The organism is Schleiferia thermophila (assembly GCF_003337435.1).
Lineage (GTDB): Bacteria > Bacteroidota > Bacteroidia > Flavobacteriales > Schleiferiaceae > Schleiferia > Schleiferia thermophila.
In genome coordinates this window covers 1050122-1066483 of sequence record NZ_QPJS01000001.1, presented here as the reverse complement: position 1 = coordinate 1066483, position 16362 = coordinate 1050122, and the positions used below count along the sequence as shown (strand labels likewise).

General features: G+C 39.6%; 12 protein-coding genes. 6 read left to right on the top strand and 6 right to left on the bottom strand.

Translation table 11 applies throughout. From position 1 onward, the window contains the following. The first annotated feature begins 1 nt into the window (after position 1). Entirely contained in the window at positions 2-574 is a 573-nt protein-coding gene (gene purN / locus DES35_RS04565; RefSeq protein ID WP_037356662.1) for a phosphoribosylglycinamide formyltransferase, read from the top strand. Continuing rightward, complete coding sequence (gene rnhA, locus DES35_RS04560) at positions 567-1046, top strand: ribonuclease HI (protein WP_037356659.1); 480 nt, start codon at positions 567-569, stop codon at positions 1044-1046. Before purN ends, rnhA begins: the two co-directional genes overlap by 8 nt. Before the next feature lie 26 nt (positions 1047-1072). Here rnhA and DES35_RS04555 read toward each other — a convergent pair whose 3' ends face one another. Then, complete coding sequence (locus DES35_RS04555; RefSeq protein WP_037356657.1) at positions 1073-2500, bottom strand: CCA tRNA nucleotidyltransferase; 1428 nt, start codon at positions 2498-2500, stop codon at positions 1073-1075. 2351 nt (positions 2501-4851) lie between these two features. Here DES35_RS04555 and DES35_RS04540 point away from each other — a divergent pair. Beyond that, on the top strand, positions 4852-6096 hold the full coding sequence (locus DES35_RS04540) for a hypothetical protein (RefSeq protein ID WP_125039329.1): 1245 nt from the start codon (positions 4852-4854) through the stop codon (positions 6094-6096). Between the two features lie 129 nt (positions 6097-6225). After that, on the top strand, positions 6226-6660 hold the full coding sequence (locus tag DES35_RS04535) for a T9SS type A sorting domain-containing protein (protein ID WP_114365917.1): 435 nt from the start codon (positions 6226-6228) through the stop codon (positions 6658-6660). A 250-nt stretch (positions 6661-6910) separates the two neighbouring features. Here DES35_RS04535 and DES35_RS04530 read toward each other — a convergent pair whose 3' ends face one another. The 5 genes from DES35_RS04530 to DES35_RS04505 all read right to left on the bottom strand — a co-directional run bounded on the left by DES35_RS04530 (position 6911) and on the right by DES35_RS04505 (position 12783). Next, entirely contained in the window at positions 6911-7651 is a 741-nt protein-coding gene (locus DES35_RS04530) for a glycosyltransferase family 2 protein (RefSeq protein WP_037356645.1), read from the bottom strand. Further along, positions 7648-8835: a proline dehydrogenase family protein gene (locus tag DES35_RS04525; RefSeq protein WP_114365916.1), complete on the bottom strand. Its 1188-nt coding sequence runs from the start codon at positions 8833-8835 to the stop codon at positions 7648-7650. The genes DES35_RS04530 and DES35_RS04525 overlap by 4 nt, the downstream gene beginning before the upstream one ends. An 876-nt stretch (positions 8836-9711) precedes the next feature. Then, positions 9712-10548: a glycosyltransferase gene (locus DES35_RS04515; protein ID WP_170125697.1), complete on the bottom strand. Its 837-nt coding sequence runs from the start codon at positions 10546-10548 to the stop codon at positions 9712-9714. Beyond that, positions 10532-11563 (bottom strand): glycosyltransferase family 4 protein, encoded by a 1032-nt coding sequence (locus DES35_RS04510; RefSeq protein WP_125039330.1) that lies wholly within the window; start codon positions 11561-11563, stop codon positions 10532-10534. Before DES35_RS04510 ends, DES35_RS04515 begins: the two co-directional genes overlap by 17 nt. A gap of 218 nt (positions 11564-11781) precedes the next feature. After that, entirely contained in the window at positions 11782-12783 is a 1002-nt protein-coding gene (locus tag DES35_RS04505; protein WP_114365913.1) for an acyl-CoA dehydrogenase family protein, read from the bottom strand. 187 nt (positions 12784-12970) lie between these two features. On the opposite strand from DES35_RS04505, the gene DES35_RS04500 reads away from it, so the two are divergent. Together DES35_RS04500 and yidC are read left to right on the top strand one after the other, a co-directional pair. Beyond that, entirely contained in the window at positions 12971-14593 is a 1623-nt protein-coding gene (locus DES35_RS04500; protein ID WP_037356629.1) for a CTP synthase, read from the top strand. A gap of 23 nt (positions 14594-14616) precedes the next feature. Continuing rightward, entirely contained in the window at positions 14617-16362 is a 1746-nt protein-coding gene (yidC, locus tag DES35_RS04495) for a membrane protein insertase YidC (protein WP_114365912.1), read from the top strand.

The following is a 16362-nucleotide window of genomic DNA, read 5'->3' as shown; positions in this document are numbered from 1 at the left end:
GATGAAGCGTATAGCTGTATTTGCGTCTGGCTCAGGCTCCAATGCCGAAAAAATTGCCAAACATTTCGTCGAAAGCGACGTAGCACGTGTTACCTTAGTTTGCACCAACAACAAAAAGGCAGGTGTTATTGATCGAATGAAAAAGCTTGGTATTCCGGTTTTGATTTTTCAGGAAGATGAACTGGAAAATGGCTCTGTGCTATCTAAGCTTAAATCGGCAAAAATCGATTTCATAGCTCTAGCAGGATTTTTAAAGAAGATTCCGAACAACATTCTGCAGGCATATGAAAGAAGAATTGTAAACATTCATCCTGCTCTACTTCCTGATTACGGAGGTGAGGGAATGTATGGCATGCGCGTACATGAAGCAGTGGTAGCCAATGAAGAGGAAGAAACTGGAATTACCATCCATTACCTGACCAATGAATACGACGAAGGCGAAATAATTTTTCAGGCTCGAGTGGAAGTTGATCCGGAAGACACCCCAGAAGAGGTTGCTTACAAGGTTCAGCAATTGGAGCATACCCACTACCCGGGAGTCATTGAATCACTCATTCAGGAATTGGATGAATAATCATGAAGTTATCCGTATTTACACAGATGGGGCCTGTACAGGCAATCCCGGTCCGGGTGCTTATGCTTCCATATTGACCTTTGGCGAAAAAGAAAAAATACTGATAAGGCACTTTCGTAAGACCACCAATAACAGAATGGAATTACTGGCTGTGATCGATGCTCTTAAAGCTGTTAAAAAAAAGCATATTCCGATCGAAATTTATTCTGATTCAAAATATGTGGTCGATGCCGTCAATATGGGATGGTTGGCCAAGTGGATCCGCAAAGGATGGAATAAGGTAAAAAATCCGGATCTATGGCAGGAATTTTCAACGCTTTACCAGCTCTACCTGCCCAAAATGTATTGGGTTAAAGGACATAACAACCATCCTTACAATGAACGATGCGATAAGCTGGCAGTCGAAGCAATTTTAAAACCCGATCCTGAAGTGGATTTGTATTATGAGTCTATTTGTGCAAATAATACATAGAAGAGTAAAGATATTTTTGATTTCTTTTAATGCTTATCTGTATTTACCTCAGCCGTCAAAGTTTTGAATTTCTCTTTTAAAAACTTCAATGCAGCATGTCGGTCATTAGGTATCACACCATCGAGTATTGCTTCCTTCAAGCTGTCTTTTAGCATTCCAACTTTTTTTGATGGTTTCAGATTAAACATCTCCATGATTTCATCTCCACTTACTGGCGGCTTCCAATTTCTTATTTTGTCCTTTTCTTCAATTTCGGCGAGCTTTTTACGCACAGTGGCATAGTTTTCAAGAAATTTAATCTTCTTCTGATGGTTTTTGGTTGTGATGTCTGATTCACATAAAAGGATGAGGTCATCTAGGTAATCGCCGGCCTCAAAGAGCAACCTTCTGAACGCAGAGTCGGTGGTATTCTCGACGGTAAGAGCTGCCGGCCTGGAGCTTAAGGCAATGAGCTTTTGCACATATGAAAGGGGCTGACCGAGGGGCCATTTCATGCGCTCAAAAATTTTTTTTGTCATCCGACTTCCCACCAACTCATGACCGTGAAAGGTCCAGCCCTGCTGAGGGTCGACCTTCTTTGTGAGAGGCTTGCCAATATCGTGAAATAAGGCAGCGTAACGCAGCCATAAATTGCCTGACCGTCGAGCTACATTGTCCACCACTTCAAGAGTATGAAAAAAATTTTCCTTATGCTGATGGCCATCTACTTCATCCACACCATGAAGGGCATAAACTTCCGGTAAAATCAGTTTCATCAGTCCGCATTCAAACATAAGCCGGAGCCCGATGGAAGGTCTTGGGGTGTGCATGATTTTATGCAATTCATCGCTGACACGTTCCTTAGAAACTATGGAGATTCGCTCAGCTTGTGAGCAGATGCCCTGAAAGGTTTCTTCCTCGATGGTAAACTGCAATTGAGCTGCAAATCGTATGGCGCGCATCATTCGCAGTGGATCGTCGGAGAAGGTGATTTCCGGATCCAGAGGAGTTTTTATGATCCCCTTACTCAGATGAGCAACACCACCAAATGGGTCAATAAGCTGGCCTTTTAGCTCCCCATTTAGGGCAATTGCCAATGCATTGATGGTAAAATCGCGTCTTTTTTGATCATCTTCCAGGGTCCCTACCTCTACTGAAGGCTTTCGGGAGTCGCGCCTGTAGGATTCTTTACGTGCTCCTACAAATTCAATTTGCAGATTTCCAAAAGGTACCATGGCAGTACCAAAATTTTTAAAAACAACCAAGTCCTCCTCTCTCTGTACTGCTTCAGCAAACTTCTCGGCCAGGTCAATACCACTTCCCAAGCACACGATATCGATGTCAGAGGGCAAGGGTCTCTTTAAAAGAAAGTCACGAACATAGCCTCCAACTACATAAGCCGTCGTGTTGCACTCGTCTGCACAACGGGAAATCAGGGTGAATACATCGTCTCGTATTGCATCTGTTAAATCCATTTGCATCAATTTCGGAGACAAATTTACTCGAACGATGTGCTAAAATCCGAAATACAGTATGCTTTCAGGATCTGGCAAAAGCCGTGTATGATGAAATGGTGTCTTTCAATTATCTACGGACAATTTATCCTGGTGTTTTGCCCTGAACATGATGTATTGCTTGTGAAGTTGGGTGGTAGGTTAGATCTACTATACAGGGCGTAAGAACAGAACGATGCTTCAATCTTTTTTTAGTATGACACTTATGTGATTATTTTAAAGTTGGGATAAAAATAATAGCGTTTTAAGTTGTATACCAATTCATTAAGTACATACCAGAGCATGGGCATGATAATGCTGAGGTTGGATTGGCTATTCACAACTGAAAATGGAACAATGAAAACAAATTCCATCCCATGCAATCGTTGCATTTTAGCATATAGCCTTATGCAATTCTTCATTTATCAGAATTACACTGCAAAATAGTTAAATAAATGAACAAGGTGTAAAAACATATGAACTAATGCTTGTAAACTAGCTTTTAGTACTGGATGGAATTTTGCTGAATAAACAAGGTGTAAAAGGTAGAAGTACTATGTAGGAAAAAATTTTGTTTTCATAGCAAGTAGCTTGACAAATGTTTAACAATATAGAGATGAAATAAAACAGATTCATTTTTTGTAATGTCTTGTATAGTAAAAAGCTATTTTATGGGGCTTTTATTTTTAATTAAAAAATACTATTAAATTGAATTATAGACAATTGATATTTGAAATCATTTGCTCAAAATTAGAAAACTCATACGGATAGCAGTAATGGACTGTGATTCCAGATTAATAAGCTTCAGAAAACTTCTTTATAATTTGGTTTTTTAACTACGAAAATAGGATGCATGAAATTAGGTATTTATTTGAGAAATTAAACCTGAATATGTTGATACATCCATTGTCAGAAATCTAATAGTACTTTTAAATTTATTTATTGACTTTACTGCATCAATGATGAAATTTAAACAACCGATCACAACTGTTGAAGTACTATAAGGCTTGTATTCAAAATAGAAATTTAAGATATTTTGAATACCGTTAAACTTAATCTGTAAAAATTTGAGCTATTATTTATGAAATAAAAACGTAAATAAAGTGATATTTATTTTGAAATTATTCTATTGTTTTAACTTTTTAATACTTCAATATTTCATGGAAATTATTTCGTTTTGTATAAGTAGTTCTTTTGAAATTCCTACTGATTGGCTTTAGACTTTAAAATACAATTCAATAATTTACGCTTATTCTTCCACTATTTCTTATGAAGTGAAATGAAATTGTAAAAAACTACCAATTTTAAACTTGAGTATTTAAATATCATCTAAAAAATATGTATGCGTTTATTGATACATTTTTGATTTAAAAAGATGTATTTAACACTTTTTTATTTTTATTAGAATTTGTTCTCTACCTGTGAAAATCAAAGTTGACAATAGTGGCTAAAAGGTAAACCTTTATCTCACAATCAAAATAAGTGTTATTTAATAAGCAATAAGAATTAGCATATTTCTACGCACTGACTTTAATCTTTTAAAACACACAGGTTGTAAATAAATGTACCTACATCAAAAATTCCATTTAATCAATTTATTTGGTAATTGATGTAAAAAACATGCTGTCTGGTAGTAATGTCTTGGTTTAGACACATTTGGGTTTATTATTTTGTATATGTAAAAAAATATAAACTCAAAAAAATTTTCGTGTTGTAAAGTATGAAAATGTTGCATTTCCTATTGAGTTTATTAATCATTTTCATTATTACACCTGCTTTAGATCCTTATTTTGTCAAGCAAATCGTATCTACTGAAGCATTTATTTCTACAAATCAAAAATCATTTGAAAATTTTGCAATCAGCAGATTTTTAGCCTATAGCACCGATTGTAATAAGTTTTGCAATTATAATATTATAATCACCGGCTTTCAGTTCAAATATCTTCTCTCATTATCTTTTCATTATGATCTGAAAAACTCAACATATCTGCACAGAGATATTGTAATTCATTTATAGGAGTAACTGTTGGTTTTTGTTATAGAAACTTTTTTAAAAATTTTCAGAAACTCCAATTTGAATGTAGTGTTCATAAGGCATTTGATTTTTTCGTCATTCCGATGTTGCATTTCTTAAAGGAGCTGATGTTGACTTACTATAAACTTCTATATTCTCATTACATATCGGAATTTAAAGTACCATTAAATTTAGTTGTAATATTTCAATCATGGTTCAATATTTCACAAACCATTTTCGATACAATTATAAATTGCAGAAATCCAATCTTAAAAACATCTAAACCACTGATTCATAATACTCTTAAAATCATCACTATATGAACACTAAGTTTTACTGTTGGCTGATTTTTCTAAGTTCTATTTTCAGTTTATCAATGGCTCAAATCAAACGTCCCATTGGGATAAACATTTCATCAGTTGGGGATTATTCTACAGAGCTTGTTTTTACAGATGGTTTTAAACAATCAAGAAGCTGGATAAGTAGTAACGCTGATGGCACAGGGCCATGGAATACAGGAGTCAATGTACCGCTTAATGTAAGTGGATATCCATTGCAGATTCCCTACAATGATGGTTCCAACCCACCTCAAATCGTGAAAACATTAATGCTTTGGGACATTGGCAACGCGGTACCAACAGGTCATTATCGGCTTAAAGTTTGGGGAAATGGACAGGTTCGCTTGAGTTTTGGAGCCTCGGGTACGTACAACTGCCCTGTCGATACTTTAGTAAATGTAACAGGTGGGGGTATAATGCTTGAAATTCTCAGCTCTTCAGTTTCCAGTCCCATTAGTGATATTAAATTTATTTACCCCGATTATGTAAACACTTACGAAGTTCAAAAATACACCAATGAATTTCTTGATTTTTTGAAAGATTTTCAGGTAATCCGATTTATGGATTTCACGAAAACGAATGGTTCCGCTGTGGTCCAATGGACGGATAGAACACCTGCCAACTATTATACACAAGCAAAATCCACAGGAGCTTCGTGGGAAAGTGTAATTGAAATTGCTAATTTGACTAAAAAAGACATTTGGATAAATATACCTCATAAAGCAAATGACCTATATATTTATCAACTAGCTACACTTTTGCATTCAAACCTGGATTCCTCTATTAAAGTATATCTGGAATACAGCAATGAGGTCTGGAATGCAGCATTTCCTCAACATGCGGAATGTGCTCAGATGGCTCAAAGTTTAGGTTATACAGGCCCAGAATGGGAGAGAGCCTGGAAGTATACCGTGAAAAGGTCAGCAGATGTTTTTAAAATTTTTGAAGATGTTTTTGACAATGACTCCCGGCTTATCAAGATAATTCCTTCTCAGGCAACGACCAATGGCTGGTTGTCGGAGCAGCTGATTTCATATTTTAATAATCCTCTGTATAATCCACATGGCGTTAGCGCTAATGCTCTTTCTATTGCTCCATATTTTGCAGGAAATGTGGCTGATCAGATTGTATCTGATGGAGTAGTTAATTCCATAACAACGGCTGAAATTATAACACGAATGCAAAATTCTCTTACTGAAGCGTTCTCAGCTATGATTGCACATTAAACAGTAGCAAACTATCACGGACTGGACTTAATTTGTTATGAAGGAGGACAACACCTTGTAGCCACCGGTGGTAATATTACCAACAATACTCTGACAAATAAACTGATTTCCGCAAATTTACATCCTTTGATGCAAGATTTGTATTGCCAGTATTTTAACTTTTGGTATGATACCATTGGAACATTATTTTGTCATTATTCATCTCATAGTACATATACTCAATGGGGCAGTTGGGGAATAAAAATCAATTTTCAGGATATCAACAATCCCAAATATTTAGGACTTAAAAATTGTGTTCTTAATCACAATATTTCTACTAGAGAGTTTACTGAAAATTCCGTTATATCTATTTATCCAAATCCGTCAAATGGGAAGTTTTTTTTACAATTAAAAGAACCTGAAAAAGCTCATATAAAAATTTTTGACCTCACTGGAAGATTAGTGTTCCAGAAGCTGTTTACCTCACATTCCATTTTACCAATAGAGTTTACTTCCACTGGTACCTATATTATCAATATACAAACTAAAAAAATAAACAAGACTTCAAAAATTATAATCCAATGAAATGGTTGTTTCCAATCCCTGGATTAAAAAAGTTTTGAAGTTTTATTGAATGGAATTACTGGTATTGTCATTGGAATATTTCGTTTCTGTTTTCTACCGAATGATCCATTTGAGAATTTACCTAAAGTTTGCAAATAATATTCAATTGATTTGATTAAGGTCTATGATATTTCCGGTAAGAAAATCAGGGTATTTAATAGCTTACCATTCCCAAGATTACTTATAACTCGATAAAATTTAGTTTTCTTTTTTATTGATACATTTTTGATTTAATTAGACGTATTTTACACAAAAAATGTTTTACCGAAACGCCCAACACTCCAATGCCGTAAATGGCGCTGTTTTTCAGGTTTATTGAGGAAGCATCGTCGAAGTATTTGGTCGGGCAGCTGACTTCACCGATTCGAAACCCCTTATAGATGATTTGGGAGAGCATTTGATTGTCGAATACGAAATTGTTGGAGTTGTAATCCAGATTAAGTGATTCAAGCACTTTGCGACTGAAGGCCCGATATCCGGTATGGTATTCGGAGAGTTTGTGATTGACCAGGATATTTTGTATAAATGTCAATATTCTGTTGGCCAGGTATTTATACCAGGGCATTCCACCTGCCAGAGCTCCTTTGCTGAGGATTCTGGAACCGAGTACACAGTCGTACAATTCGTAGGCGATAAGGTAGCACATGGAGGGGATGAGTTTAGGGGTGTATTGGTAATCAGGGTGAAGCATTACCACGATATCTGCCTGAAGTTCGAGGGCTTTACGGTAGCAGGTTTTTTGATTACCACCATAGCCTAGATTGCGGTCGTGTCGGATAATGTGGCGAATTCCGAGCTGACGACCTACTTGGACGGTTTCATCGTGCGAACAGTCGTCTACCAGAATGACCTCATCTACCAGGTCGAAGGGAATTTCATTGTATGTTATTTCGAGGGTTTTGGCAGCGTTGTATGCCGGAAGTACTACTACGATTTTTTTATTGTTGATCATTCGATTAGATTTCTTCTTTTGAGTTCTTTATTGATAAGCGATAGTTCGCGGCCGGTCTGACCGGCTACACTTGTATTTTCTTCAGCCCGGCGTATAAGATATGGAAGTACGTCGTGTACAGGTCCAAAGGGAACGTATTTGACCACATTGTACCGCAAGGCGGCCAGATTAAAGCTGAGGTGGTCACTCATCCCATAGAGCTGGGAAAAATACACGCGGGGATCATCGTTGTGCACATTGTAGTCGGCCATGGCCCGCATGAGCACCCTGCAGCTTTCCTCATTGTGTGTACCTGCCACTAATCCGAATTGGTGAAGATTGTCTACGACAAGGCGGAGTGCGTAATCGTAGTCGCGATCAGAAGATGCTTTGTCAGGTTGTATCGGGTCTGTATATCCCAATTGTCGCGCTCGCTCTCTTTCTTTTTCCATGTAGGCCCCTCGTACGATTTTAACCCCGATCTTGCGGTTGAGCTCTCTGGCGCGTAGAAGTAGGGTTTTGAGGTATTCGAAGCGATCGTGTCTGTACATCTGAAGTGTGGTGTATACCACGGGTTTATCGGTGTTATACTTCCACATCATTTCTTCGGCCAAAGTGTCAATGGCTGGCTGGATCCAGCTTTCTTCGGCATCGATCATCACGGGCAAATTGCACAAAGCGGCTTCGGCACAGATGGAATTAACGCGTGACTGTACGCGCTCCCACTCTTTTAGCTCATTGGCTGTGAGTGGGCATTGCTTACTTACTTTTTCGAGAAGAGCAAAACGTCCGATGCCTGTCATTTTAAAAACGGCAAAGGGTATTGCTGGCTTGTCTTTCGAAAACCGGATGATTTCAATAATTTTCAGACAAGTATGCTCGAAGTCATCTTCCGATTCCTTGCCTTCTACACTGTAATCCAGAATGGACTTTACCCCAAATTGATACAGCCTTTCAATGGTAGGGAGCGACTCCTGCATGGTCTCACCACCGCAAAATTGTCGGAAGATGGTTTTTTTTACGATCCAATGGTAGGGAATGTGCAGTTTATCGGCTAAGGGAAGTATTTTCTTTCCAAATGTAACAATGGAAGGATTTTCGATAAGCTTAAAGAGCCAGCGGGCTTGCCTGAGTTCAGCATCTGTTCGGTAACTGAAGGCTATGCTGGTATTTTCAAATAGCTCTGGGTCTTCATAGGGCTTCATAGTAGCTTCTGTCAGTTTTGGCGGGCAAAGATAGAATTGGGACTAAGCGCAGATTAAATGATGTCGGGTTTTTTATTTTCGGCAAAAATGCAATCGTTTATCCAGTTGTATTATACTGTTCAAAATAGGTTATGATGTTCATTATTTGATAAATGTACCGCATTCACATATCATTTTTAATATAGAATTTGATGGTAATTTATTGTCTGAAAGCATTGTATGTAACTAAAGATTTGAACGAATTACTTACAGGAGATTACCAGCTCGAAATACCGGAAACTTTGATTTTACTAAATATGTAAAGCAAGAGATTTTTTTAGTAATATCTATGACATGCCATGTAATGACAAATGCATAATCTCTTATTATTTTAAGCAATTTAAAAATTAATTCCGTTAATGAGAATCCTCCCTTCCAATCGGAGGTCATAAGGTGGTGAAAAGAGGTCTCTATATACCATCTAAAACCCACATAACTGCCAGTAATATTAAAGTTTGAAAAAGAAATCAAATAACAAAGATTACCTGTTTACCTTTAAAATACTCAGCATCCACATAAGATATTTTCCAAAAATGAATTTATTATAAATTGAGTTTTCAGGTCCTTCACTCAGATACAACTGCCTGGAATCGCTATTTATAAAATGATGAATCGTTATAAAACCTGATAACATTTTTTTTAACGATTATAACATATTACTTAATTTTACTTGTGCTACTAGTTTTAAACAAGGATTAAATGGTTCCAAATCTGTTCAATAAGATGTGGATAAGATGGTCCTGGATTGTATTAATCTTGGATATGGACCAATATGTCAGGTAATAGTGATTTTTTATGTGATATTTTAGCTTAACAACTTAGGTTTAAAATCATAAATTACTTGCGTAGTCGTGAGTAAATCCTTCTTACGACAGGGGTCGGTGAAAGACGGACAGCAGTGCGTATGCATAGCTGAAGAAGGTATTGCCACCAGGTAAAAAAACCCATTCGGTAGATCATAGACATAGATTTGTATTCGAGGCGGAGGTAATGCCAGCCTCTCCGGCGATGAATGAGAGCTCTTCCTGCTCGCACCTTTACCAACGGACGGGGAATGTTGGCGGTGCGATATCCGGCATGTAGAAGACGAGTCCAGAGTACATAATCTTCGCCCATTACTTTAGTGAGGGGATAGCCACCTACGCTGAGTACTGCATCGCGTCGGTAGATAACGGTTTGATGATTGAAGGGACAGCGCCAGTGAGCGAACTTATAAATTTCACTGTGCGAAACGGGCGGCCTGCGGGAAGACAAAAAGGTAGTCATGGATTCATCATATTCATCAATCCAGGAGCCAACGATGACTACGTCAGGGTTTTTCACCAGGAAATCCCACTGAATTTCAAATCTTTGGAGGTCGGAAATGTCGTCGGCATCCATTCGGGCTATCCATGGCTGTGTAGCAGCCTGAATGCCGGCATTAAGGGCTGCAGGAATGCCTTGATTTTCGGGAAGCGTGACCAACTTGCCATTGTGATGCAGCTTGAGCCAAAAGCGGATACGATCGTTGAGTTCAGAGGAAATGGGTCCGTCTTGAACGACAATGAGTTCAGAAGCGCGTTGTGTCTGCTGTGTGAGACTGCGCATTGCCTGGTCAAACCAGTCGGCCCGGTCGCCATAATACACAGGGATGAGTACGGAAATGGGCAGGTATTGATCAAAGTAAGTTTTCATATAGGGACAAATATGCGGCTGAGACCACATCAGGGGAAAAGTCTTTTTGGAATCTCCTATAAGCGGCTTCTGTCAACTGTGCTTTTTGATGAATAGCCGCAGATACTGCACTGCTAAATTGAACCACGTCGGATGGTCGGCAGCGCAAAACCTCAGAAGAAAAAAGCTCCTGAAAGGTCCTGATATCATTAACGACTACCGGTATTCCCGCCTGAAAGGCCTCGAGCACGACCAAAGGAAAGCCCTCGCTGAGTGAGGGAAGCAGCAGTACATCTGCTACCGGCAATAGTGCGCTTCCACCATCGATATGTCCTTGCAGAAGAACGCGGTGCTGAAGCTTTTGGTCGGAAATTTTTTCTTTGAGTTTTGTCATCAGAGGGCCTGTACCGATGTGAATCCACTTCCACTCTGGATTGGCTATCAAAAGGGGAATGATGGTGAAAAGGTTTTTTCGCTCATTGACAGTGCCAATGGTCATAAGCAGTATTGAATTCCCTTTCCAATCGGATATCCGAAGAGCTAATTGCCGAATATACTCCGTTGGCTGTGGCAAAATACGTGTGTTGGGTATGTAACGGACATTTTGCAGCCTTTTGCCTTGATAGTATCGCTTCATTTCCGGTGTAATGGCTACCAGAGCGTCTTTGTTTTTAAGAGCGAGGTAGTGAAAAGCCGTGCCGGCAATGGCATGAGGAATAGGGTATTCAATGCGGTATTCTACTGGGAAAAAGTTGTGAAGGGTCGCTACAGTCCTGACTCCGGGATTAAATGTTTTTTGTATAGCGGAAAAAAGGTCAGGTCTAAGCGTATGGCTATGAAGTATGTCATATTCACGCCATTTTCGGGACAATTTAAAGAAGGATATCTTCCGGCCATTGGTCCAGCGATAGCCGTTCTTTTCATCAAAATAGAAAAGGTCTACTTCGGCTTTTTTAGCTAGTAATTGACTGAGCTCATGAGCTACAGTGACCGGTCCGGTCATTGCAGGGGATGGGATTAGTTGAGCGATTTTCAAAGTCGCGTGTGTAGTTATTTTTGTTTAAAACTGAGGCAAATCTATTGGATTTAAAAAAAGAAAAAAGAATATTTACTGGATTTGTCAGGCCTTCAGATATTTGGCAATTGATAGTTTTTAGACATTCGGCCAACATGATCAATGCTCTCTAATGATTCTTTTGGTCCATAATATAAGAAGGTGGATATACCAAGTAGAGGGAGTGTTTTTGATTAGAATTACCGATATAAAAAATGCTTACCCGCCAGCCATAAGTCCATGGCAGCTTGGAAAGGAAGACTATGGCTCTGAAAGATTGACATTCCACAGATTTGAACAATCTTGAAAGAAAGTTGCTCGATCAGATTTTTGTATTTGGAAGTTAGCCTACGCACACTATCCTCGGCTGATACTATTGATTGAGAAGACAGGCTTGCGTACACCTGGTCTGCCAGCGTGTAGAGGTCATTTCTCCAATGTTGTGTAGCATGCGATAAATTGTTGAGCTCATCGTTAGGAGAAATGTGTTCGTATGAAAGGAATTCAGAAACATGTTGTAAAAAACAATGAGCCATACCCAGCAGCGAGGCCGACATACAGAACCTGGCGAATGATGAAAAATCCAGTCGATAAAGAGGATAGTTTGTATAGGGCTGAATAGTTCCTATGGTGAATGCAAAAGATTCAGGAATTTTTACATCCTTGGCCTCAATAGTAAAGGTAGCTGTAGCTTTCATAGCCAAATATGGCCAGTGAGTATGCACAATTACCTGTTGGGGTGGCAATACAAAGGTGCGGTAAGTACCATCTTCCAGGAGTGCATTGACAGTAAATGCCGTGGCAATATCGGCACCAGTACAGAAATTCCACGTGCCGTTTAACAACCAGAAATCCCCCTTTCGGATGGCGGAGCCCGTTGTGGCACCACTACCTGAAATCAAGACTTTATCAGGTCTGAAAATTTGCGAAGCAAGTGTTTCTGGCATACTTCCGGCAAAGTAGCCTGCACCTGCACCAAGATTGACCCTCCATCCAAGACTGCCTTGAACAGCAGCAGTATGGTAAAGAACATCCAGACCTTCAGAAAGTGGGAGTTCAAAACCACCGAGCGATTGGGGAAGAAAAATTTTGAACCAACCTCCTGAAAAAAGGTGCTCTTTCCACCCTGACGGCAGCAACCCGTTGGTATATACTTGCAAAAGTTCAGGTTTATCGAGCTTAAAAGGCTTGTAATCAAACATTAATAATGAAAATGTCTTACAATTAAGCAAATGTAGGAGTTGTAAAAAGTCCAAGTGTTAACAAGAAAAAAAAACGGTTGAGGTAATTCATACACACACTTAAAATCTTAGTATTGTATTTGGTGTGAACTAAGATGCAGCATATTAGCTTTGTCGACCTGTTTTTCTGCATCAGAAGATTGTATTCATGTCATCAGCTACCAAGTATATTTTTGTTACTGGCGGTGTTACGTCATCATTGGGGAAAGGTATCATTTCCTCATCGCTAGCTACTTTGCTACAGTCCAGGGGCTACTCAGTTACCATCCAGAAATTGGATCCTTACATCAATGTGGATCCCGGGACGCTCAATCCTTACGAACATGGTGAATGCTTCGTAACGGAAGATGGAGCAGAAACAGATCTGGATTTAGGACATTATGAACGATTTCTCAATCGGCCTACCTCCAGAGCAAACAATGTAACTACCGGAAGAATATATTTAAATGTAATCGAAAAAGAAAGGAGAGGGGAGTTTTTGGGCAAAACGGTGCAGGTAATTCCTCATATCACGGACGAGATCAAAAACCATATCAAAATCCTGGGCCAGTCAGGGGAATATGAGATTGTGATTACTGAAATCGGTGGCACGGTGGGCGATATTGAAGCACTTCCTTACATTGAGGCAGTCCGACAGCTGAAGTGGGAGCTTGGAGAGAATGCATTGGTCGTGCACCTCACACTTATACCTTATCTGAAAGCAACTGGTGAGCTTAAGACCAAACCTACACAACACTCTGTTAAGATGCTTCAGGAAAGTGGTGTACAGCCGGACATATTAGTATGCCGTACTGAGCATCCTCTTGGTGAGGACATTCGAAAGAAGCTCGCGTTGTTTTGCAATGTTAAAAAAGACGCAGTCATTGAATCTATCGATGCAGAGACCATCTACGCTGTGCCTATGCTGATGCGAAATGAGAAGCTCGATGAAGCTGTATTGAAACGGTTGAAACTGCCCATGCAGGGAGAGCCCGACCTGGCACAATGGAAAGATTTTCTCTACAGGCTCAAATTTCCAAAGGCAGAGGTAACCGTAGGGCTAATAGGAAAGTATGTAGAGTTAAAGGATTCCTACAAGTCCATTGCTGAGAGCCTGATACATGCGGGTGCCAAAACCGAATTGAAAGTTAACATACGATGGATACATGCTGAAACATTAAGACCCGATACTGTATCTGAAACCCTTCAGGGACTACACGGAGTATTGGTAGCACCCGGATTTGGTGAAAGGGGATTCGACGGAAAACTCGAAGCTGTACGCTACGCTCGCGAGAGAAAAATTCCGTTTTTTGGAATCTGTCTGGGTATGCAGGTAGCTGTCATTGAGTTTGCCAGAAATGTAGCCGGGCTCGTTGGTGCTAATTCCACTGAAATCGACCCAAATACCCCACACCCCGTAATTGACCTGATGGAAGACCAGAAAAATATTACAGACAAAGGCGGCACCATGCGTCTGGGGGCCTGGCCATGTACTCTGAAAGAAAATACCCTCGCCTATGCCATCTATCGAAGAACTAATATATCTGAACGACACAGACACCGGTATGAGTTCAATAATACATATCGCAATCAACTGGAAGAAGCCGGTTTGGTGTTTTCAGGGGTTAATCCTGATAAAGACCTGGTCGAGATTGTAGAGCTGACAGACCATTCATTTTTTATTGGAGTTCAATTTCACCCCGAGTACAAAAGCACAGTGGCACATCCTCATCCCCTGTTTGTTAACTTTTTAAAGGCATGCGATACGGTGGCTAAGTCATCAAAAGATTAAAAAATTACAGTCATAAACAGAATATGAATAAGTTAGATAACAATACCATCATCGGTCTGATTCTGATTGGAGTCATTATGATGTGGATAGGTTTCACCAGTACTCCACCAGCCGAAACCTCTGCTGTACAAAAAGTTGAAACCTCCGATGAAACTACAGCAGATGATATCAATGAAGAGGAAGAGATCCCATCAAGTATTGAAGGAATAGTAATGGCAGATTTTTCGAATGAAGAGTTTTTCTCAATTGAAAATGACTTAATTTATCTGAACCTCTCAAACAAGGGGGCCTCCATTCGACAAGCCATTATAAAAAACCAGTTCAACTATAAAAAGGAACCCTTAAAACTGGTAGATGAAAATCTTGAGTTTAAAATACTACTTGGCAAAGTACTATCCGTACCCACGGATAGGCTTTTCTTTCGAATATCCGACAAATCAGAAAGTCACATTCGATTTTCTGCGGAAGTGGAGGGCAAACCAATACATATCACTTACCATCTACGCAATGGAAGTTATCGAGTTGAGATTACGGTAGAGTCGCCGATGCTTCAAAACGGAGGCTTTATCGATATGAAACTCAAAGGATTCAGACTTGAGAAAAATCGAGATTTTGAAAGCAATCGGACTACGGTGTACTACCACCTCTCGTCAGGGAAACTGAAAAACCTCAGCGAAACACGTTCAGATAGCGAGAGGGCCGAACAGTTGGACTGGATAGCCTTCCGACATCAATTTTTTTCGCTGATACTCAACAGCAAGAATGAATTTCCGAATGCTGAAATGACGGTAGAACCACTACCGGATGAAAATTACACCAAGCTGATGACACTGCGCGCTGAACTGCCATCTACCTCCTCAGCCATTGATATGAACCTCTACATGGGGCCCAATAAATTTGTAATTCTTAAAAAATACAAGAACGACTACGAGAAGCTGATTCCGCTGGGATGGGGCATTTTCGGATGGATTAACAGAGGCGTAGTAATCCCCATATTCAATTGGCTTGAATCCTACGGCCTGAATTATGGCATTATCATCCTGCTCATGGCCATTATGATCAAAATAGTGATTTTCCCATTTACGTATGGTTCTTACAGAAGTATGGCCAAAATGAGGATACTCAAACCCGAAATGGATGAAATCAATGAAAAATACAAGGATGAAAAAGACCAGCTGAAAAAACAACAAGCTTTGATGGAACTTTACAAAAAAAGTGGGGTCAATCCGCTGGGTGGTTGCATACCACTTTTGTTTCAGTTGCCGATACTGTTTGCTGTATTTCAATTTTTTCCGGCATCCTTTGAGCTTAGAGGACAATCATTTTTGTGGGCAGAGGATTTGTCCACTTACGACTCAGTATTCGAATTGCCTTTCAGAATACCCGGGTATGGGTCGCACGTGAGCTTGTTTACATTGCTGATGACCATCTCAACCATCATTTATACATGGATGAATCAGCAGCTTACACCTCAAAACAACCAATATCCGCAGCTGAAATACATGATGTATCTGATGCCCGTAATATTCCTCGGCGTATTTAACAACTATGCCGCCGGACTTACATACTACTATTTCGTCTCTAACCTGATTACTTTTGGACAGCAATATGCCATTAAGTCCTTTATCGACGAAGAAAAACTGCACGCTAAAATCAAAGAAAATCAAGCCAGAGAAGTCAAACCATCGAAATTTATGCAGACCTTTGAGCAGCTGGCCAAAGAACAGCAAATCAAAGGAAACAGAAGCCTCCGGCGCAAAAAAATCTAA

Coding starts and splice junctions, on each gene's coding strand:
- DES35_RS04505 (WP_114365913.1), bottom strand. CDS start 12,783: ATGTTTGATTACAAGCCTTTTAAGCTCGATAAACCTGAACTTTTGCAA.
- DES35_RS04535 (WP_114365917.1), top strand. CDS start 6,226: ATGCAAGATTTGTATTGCCAGTATTTTAACTTTTGGTATGATACCATT.
- DES35_RS04540 (WP_125039329.1), top strand. CDS start 4,852: ATGAACACTAAGTTTTACTGTTGGCTGATTTTTCTAAGTTCTATTTTC.
- rnhA (WP_037356659.1), top strand. CDS start 567: ATGAATAATCATGAAGTTATCCGTATTTACACAGATGGGGCCTGTACA.
- DES35_RS04555 (WP_037356657.1), bottom strand. CDS start 2,500: ATGGATTTAACAGATGCAATACGAGACGATGTATTCACCCTGATTTCC.
- DES35_RS04515 (WP_170125697.1), bottom strand. CDS start 10,548: ATGAAAACTTACTTTGATCAATACCTGCCCATTTCCGTACTCATCCCT.
- DES35_RS04500 (WP_037356629.1), top strand. CDS start 12,971: ATGTCATCAGCTACCAAGTATATTTTTGTTACTGGCGGTGTTACGTCA.
- DES35_RS04530 (WP_037356645.1), bottom strand. CDS start 7,651: ATGATCAACAATAAAAAAATCGTAGTAGTACTTCCGGCATACAACGCT.
- purN (WP_037356662.1), top strand. CDS start 2: ATGAAGCGTATAGCTGTATTTGCGTCTGGCTCAGGCTCCAATGCCGAA.
- DES35_RS04525 (WP_114365916.1), bottom strand. CDS start 8,835: ATGAAGCCCTATGAAGACCCAGAGCTATTTGAAAATACCAGCATAGCC.
- yidC (WP_114365912.1), top strand. CDS start 14,617: ATGAATAAGTTAGATAACAATACCATCATCGGTCTGATTCTGATTGGA.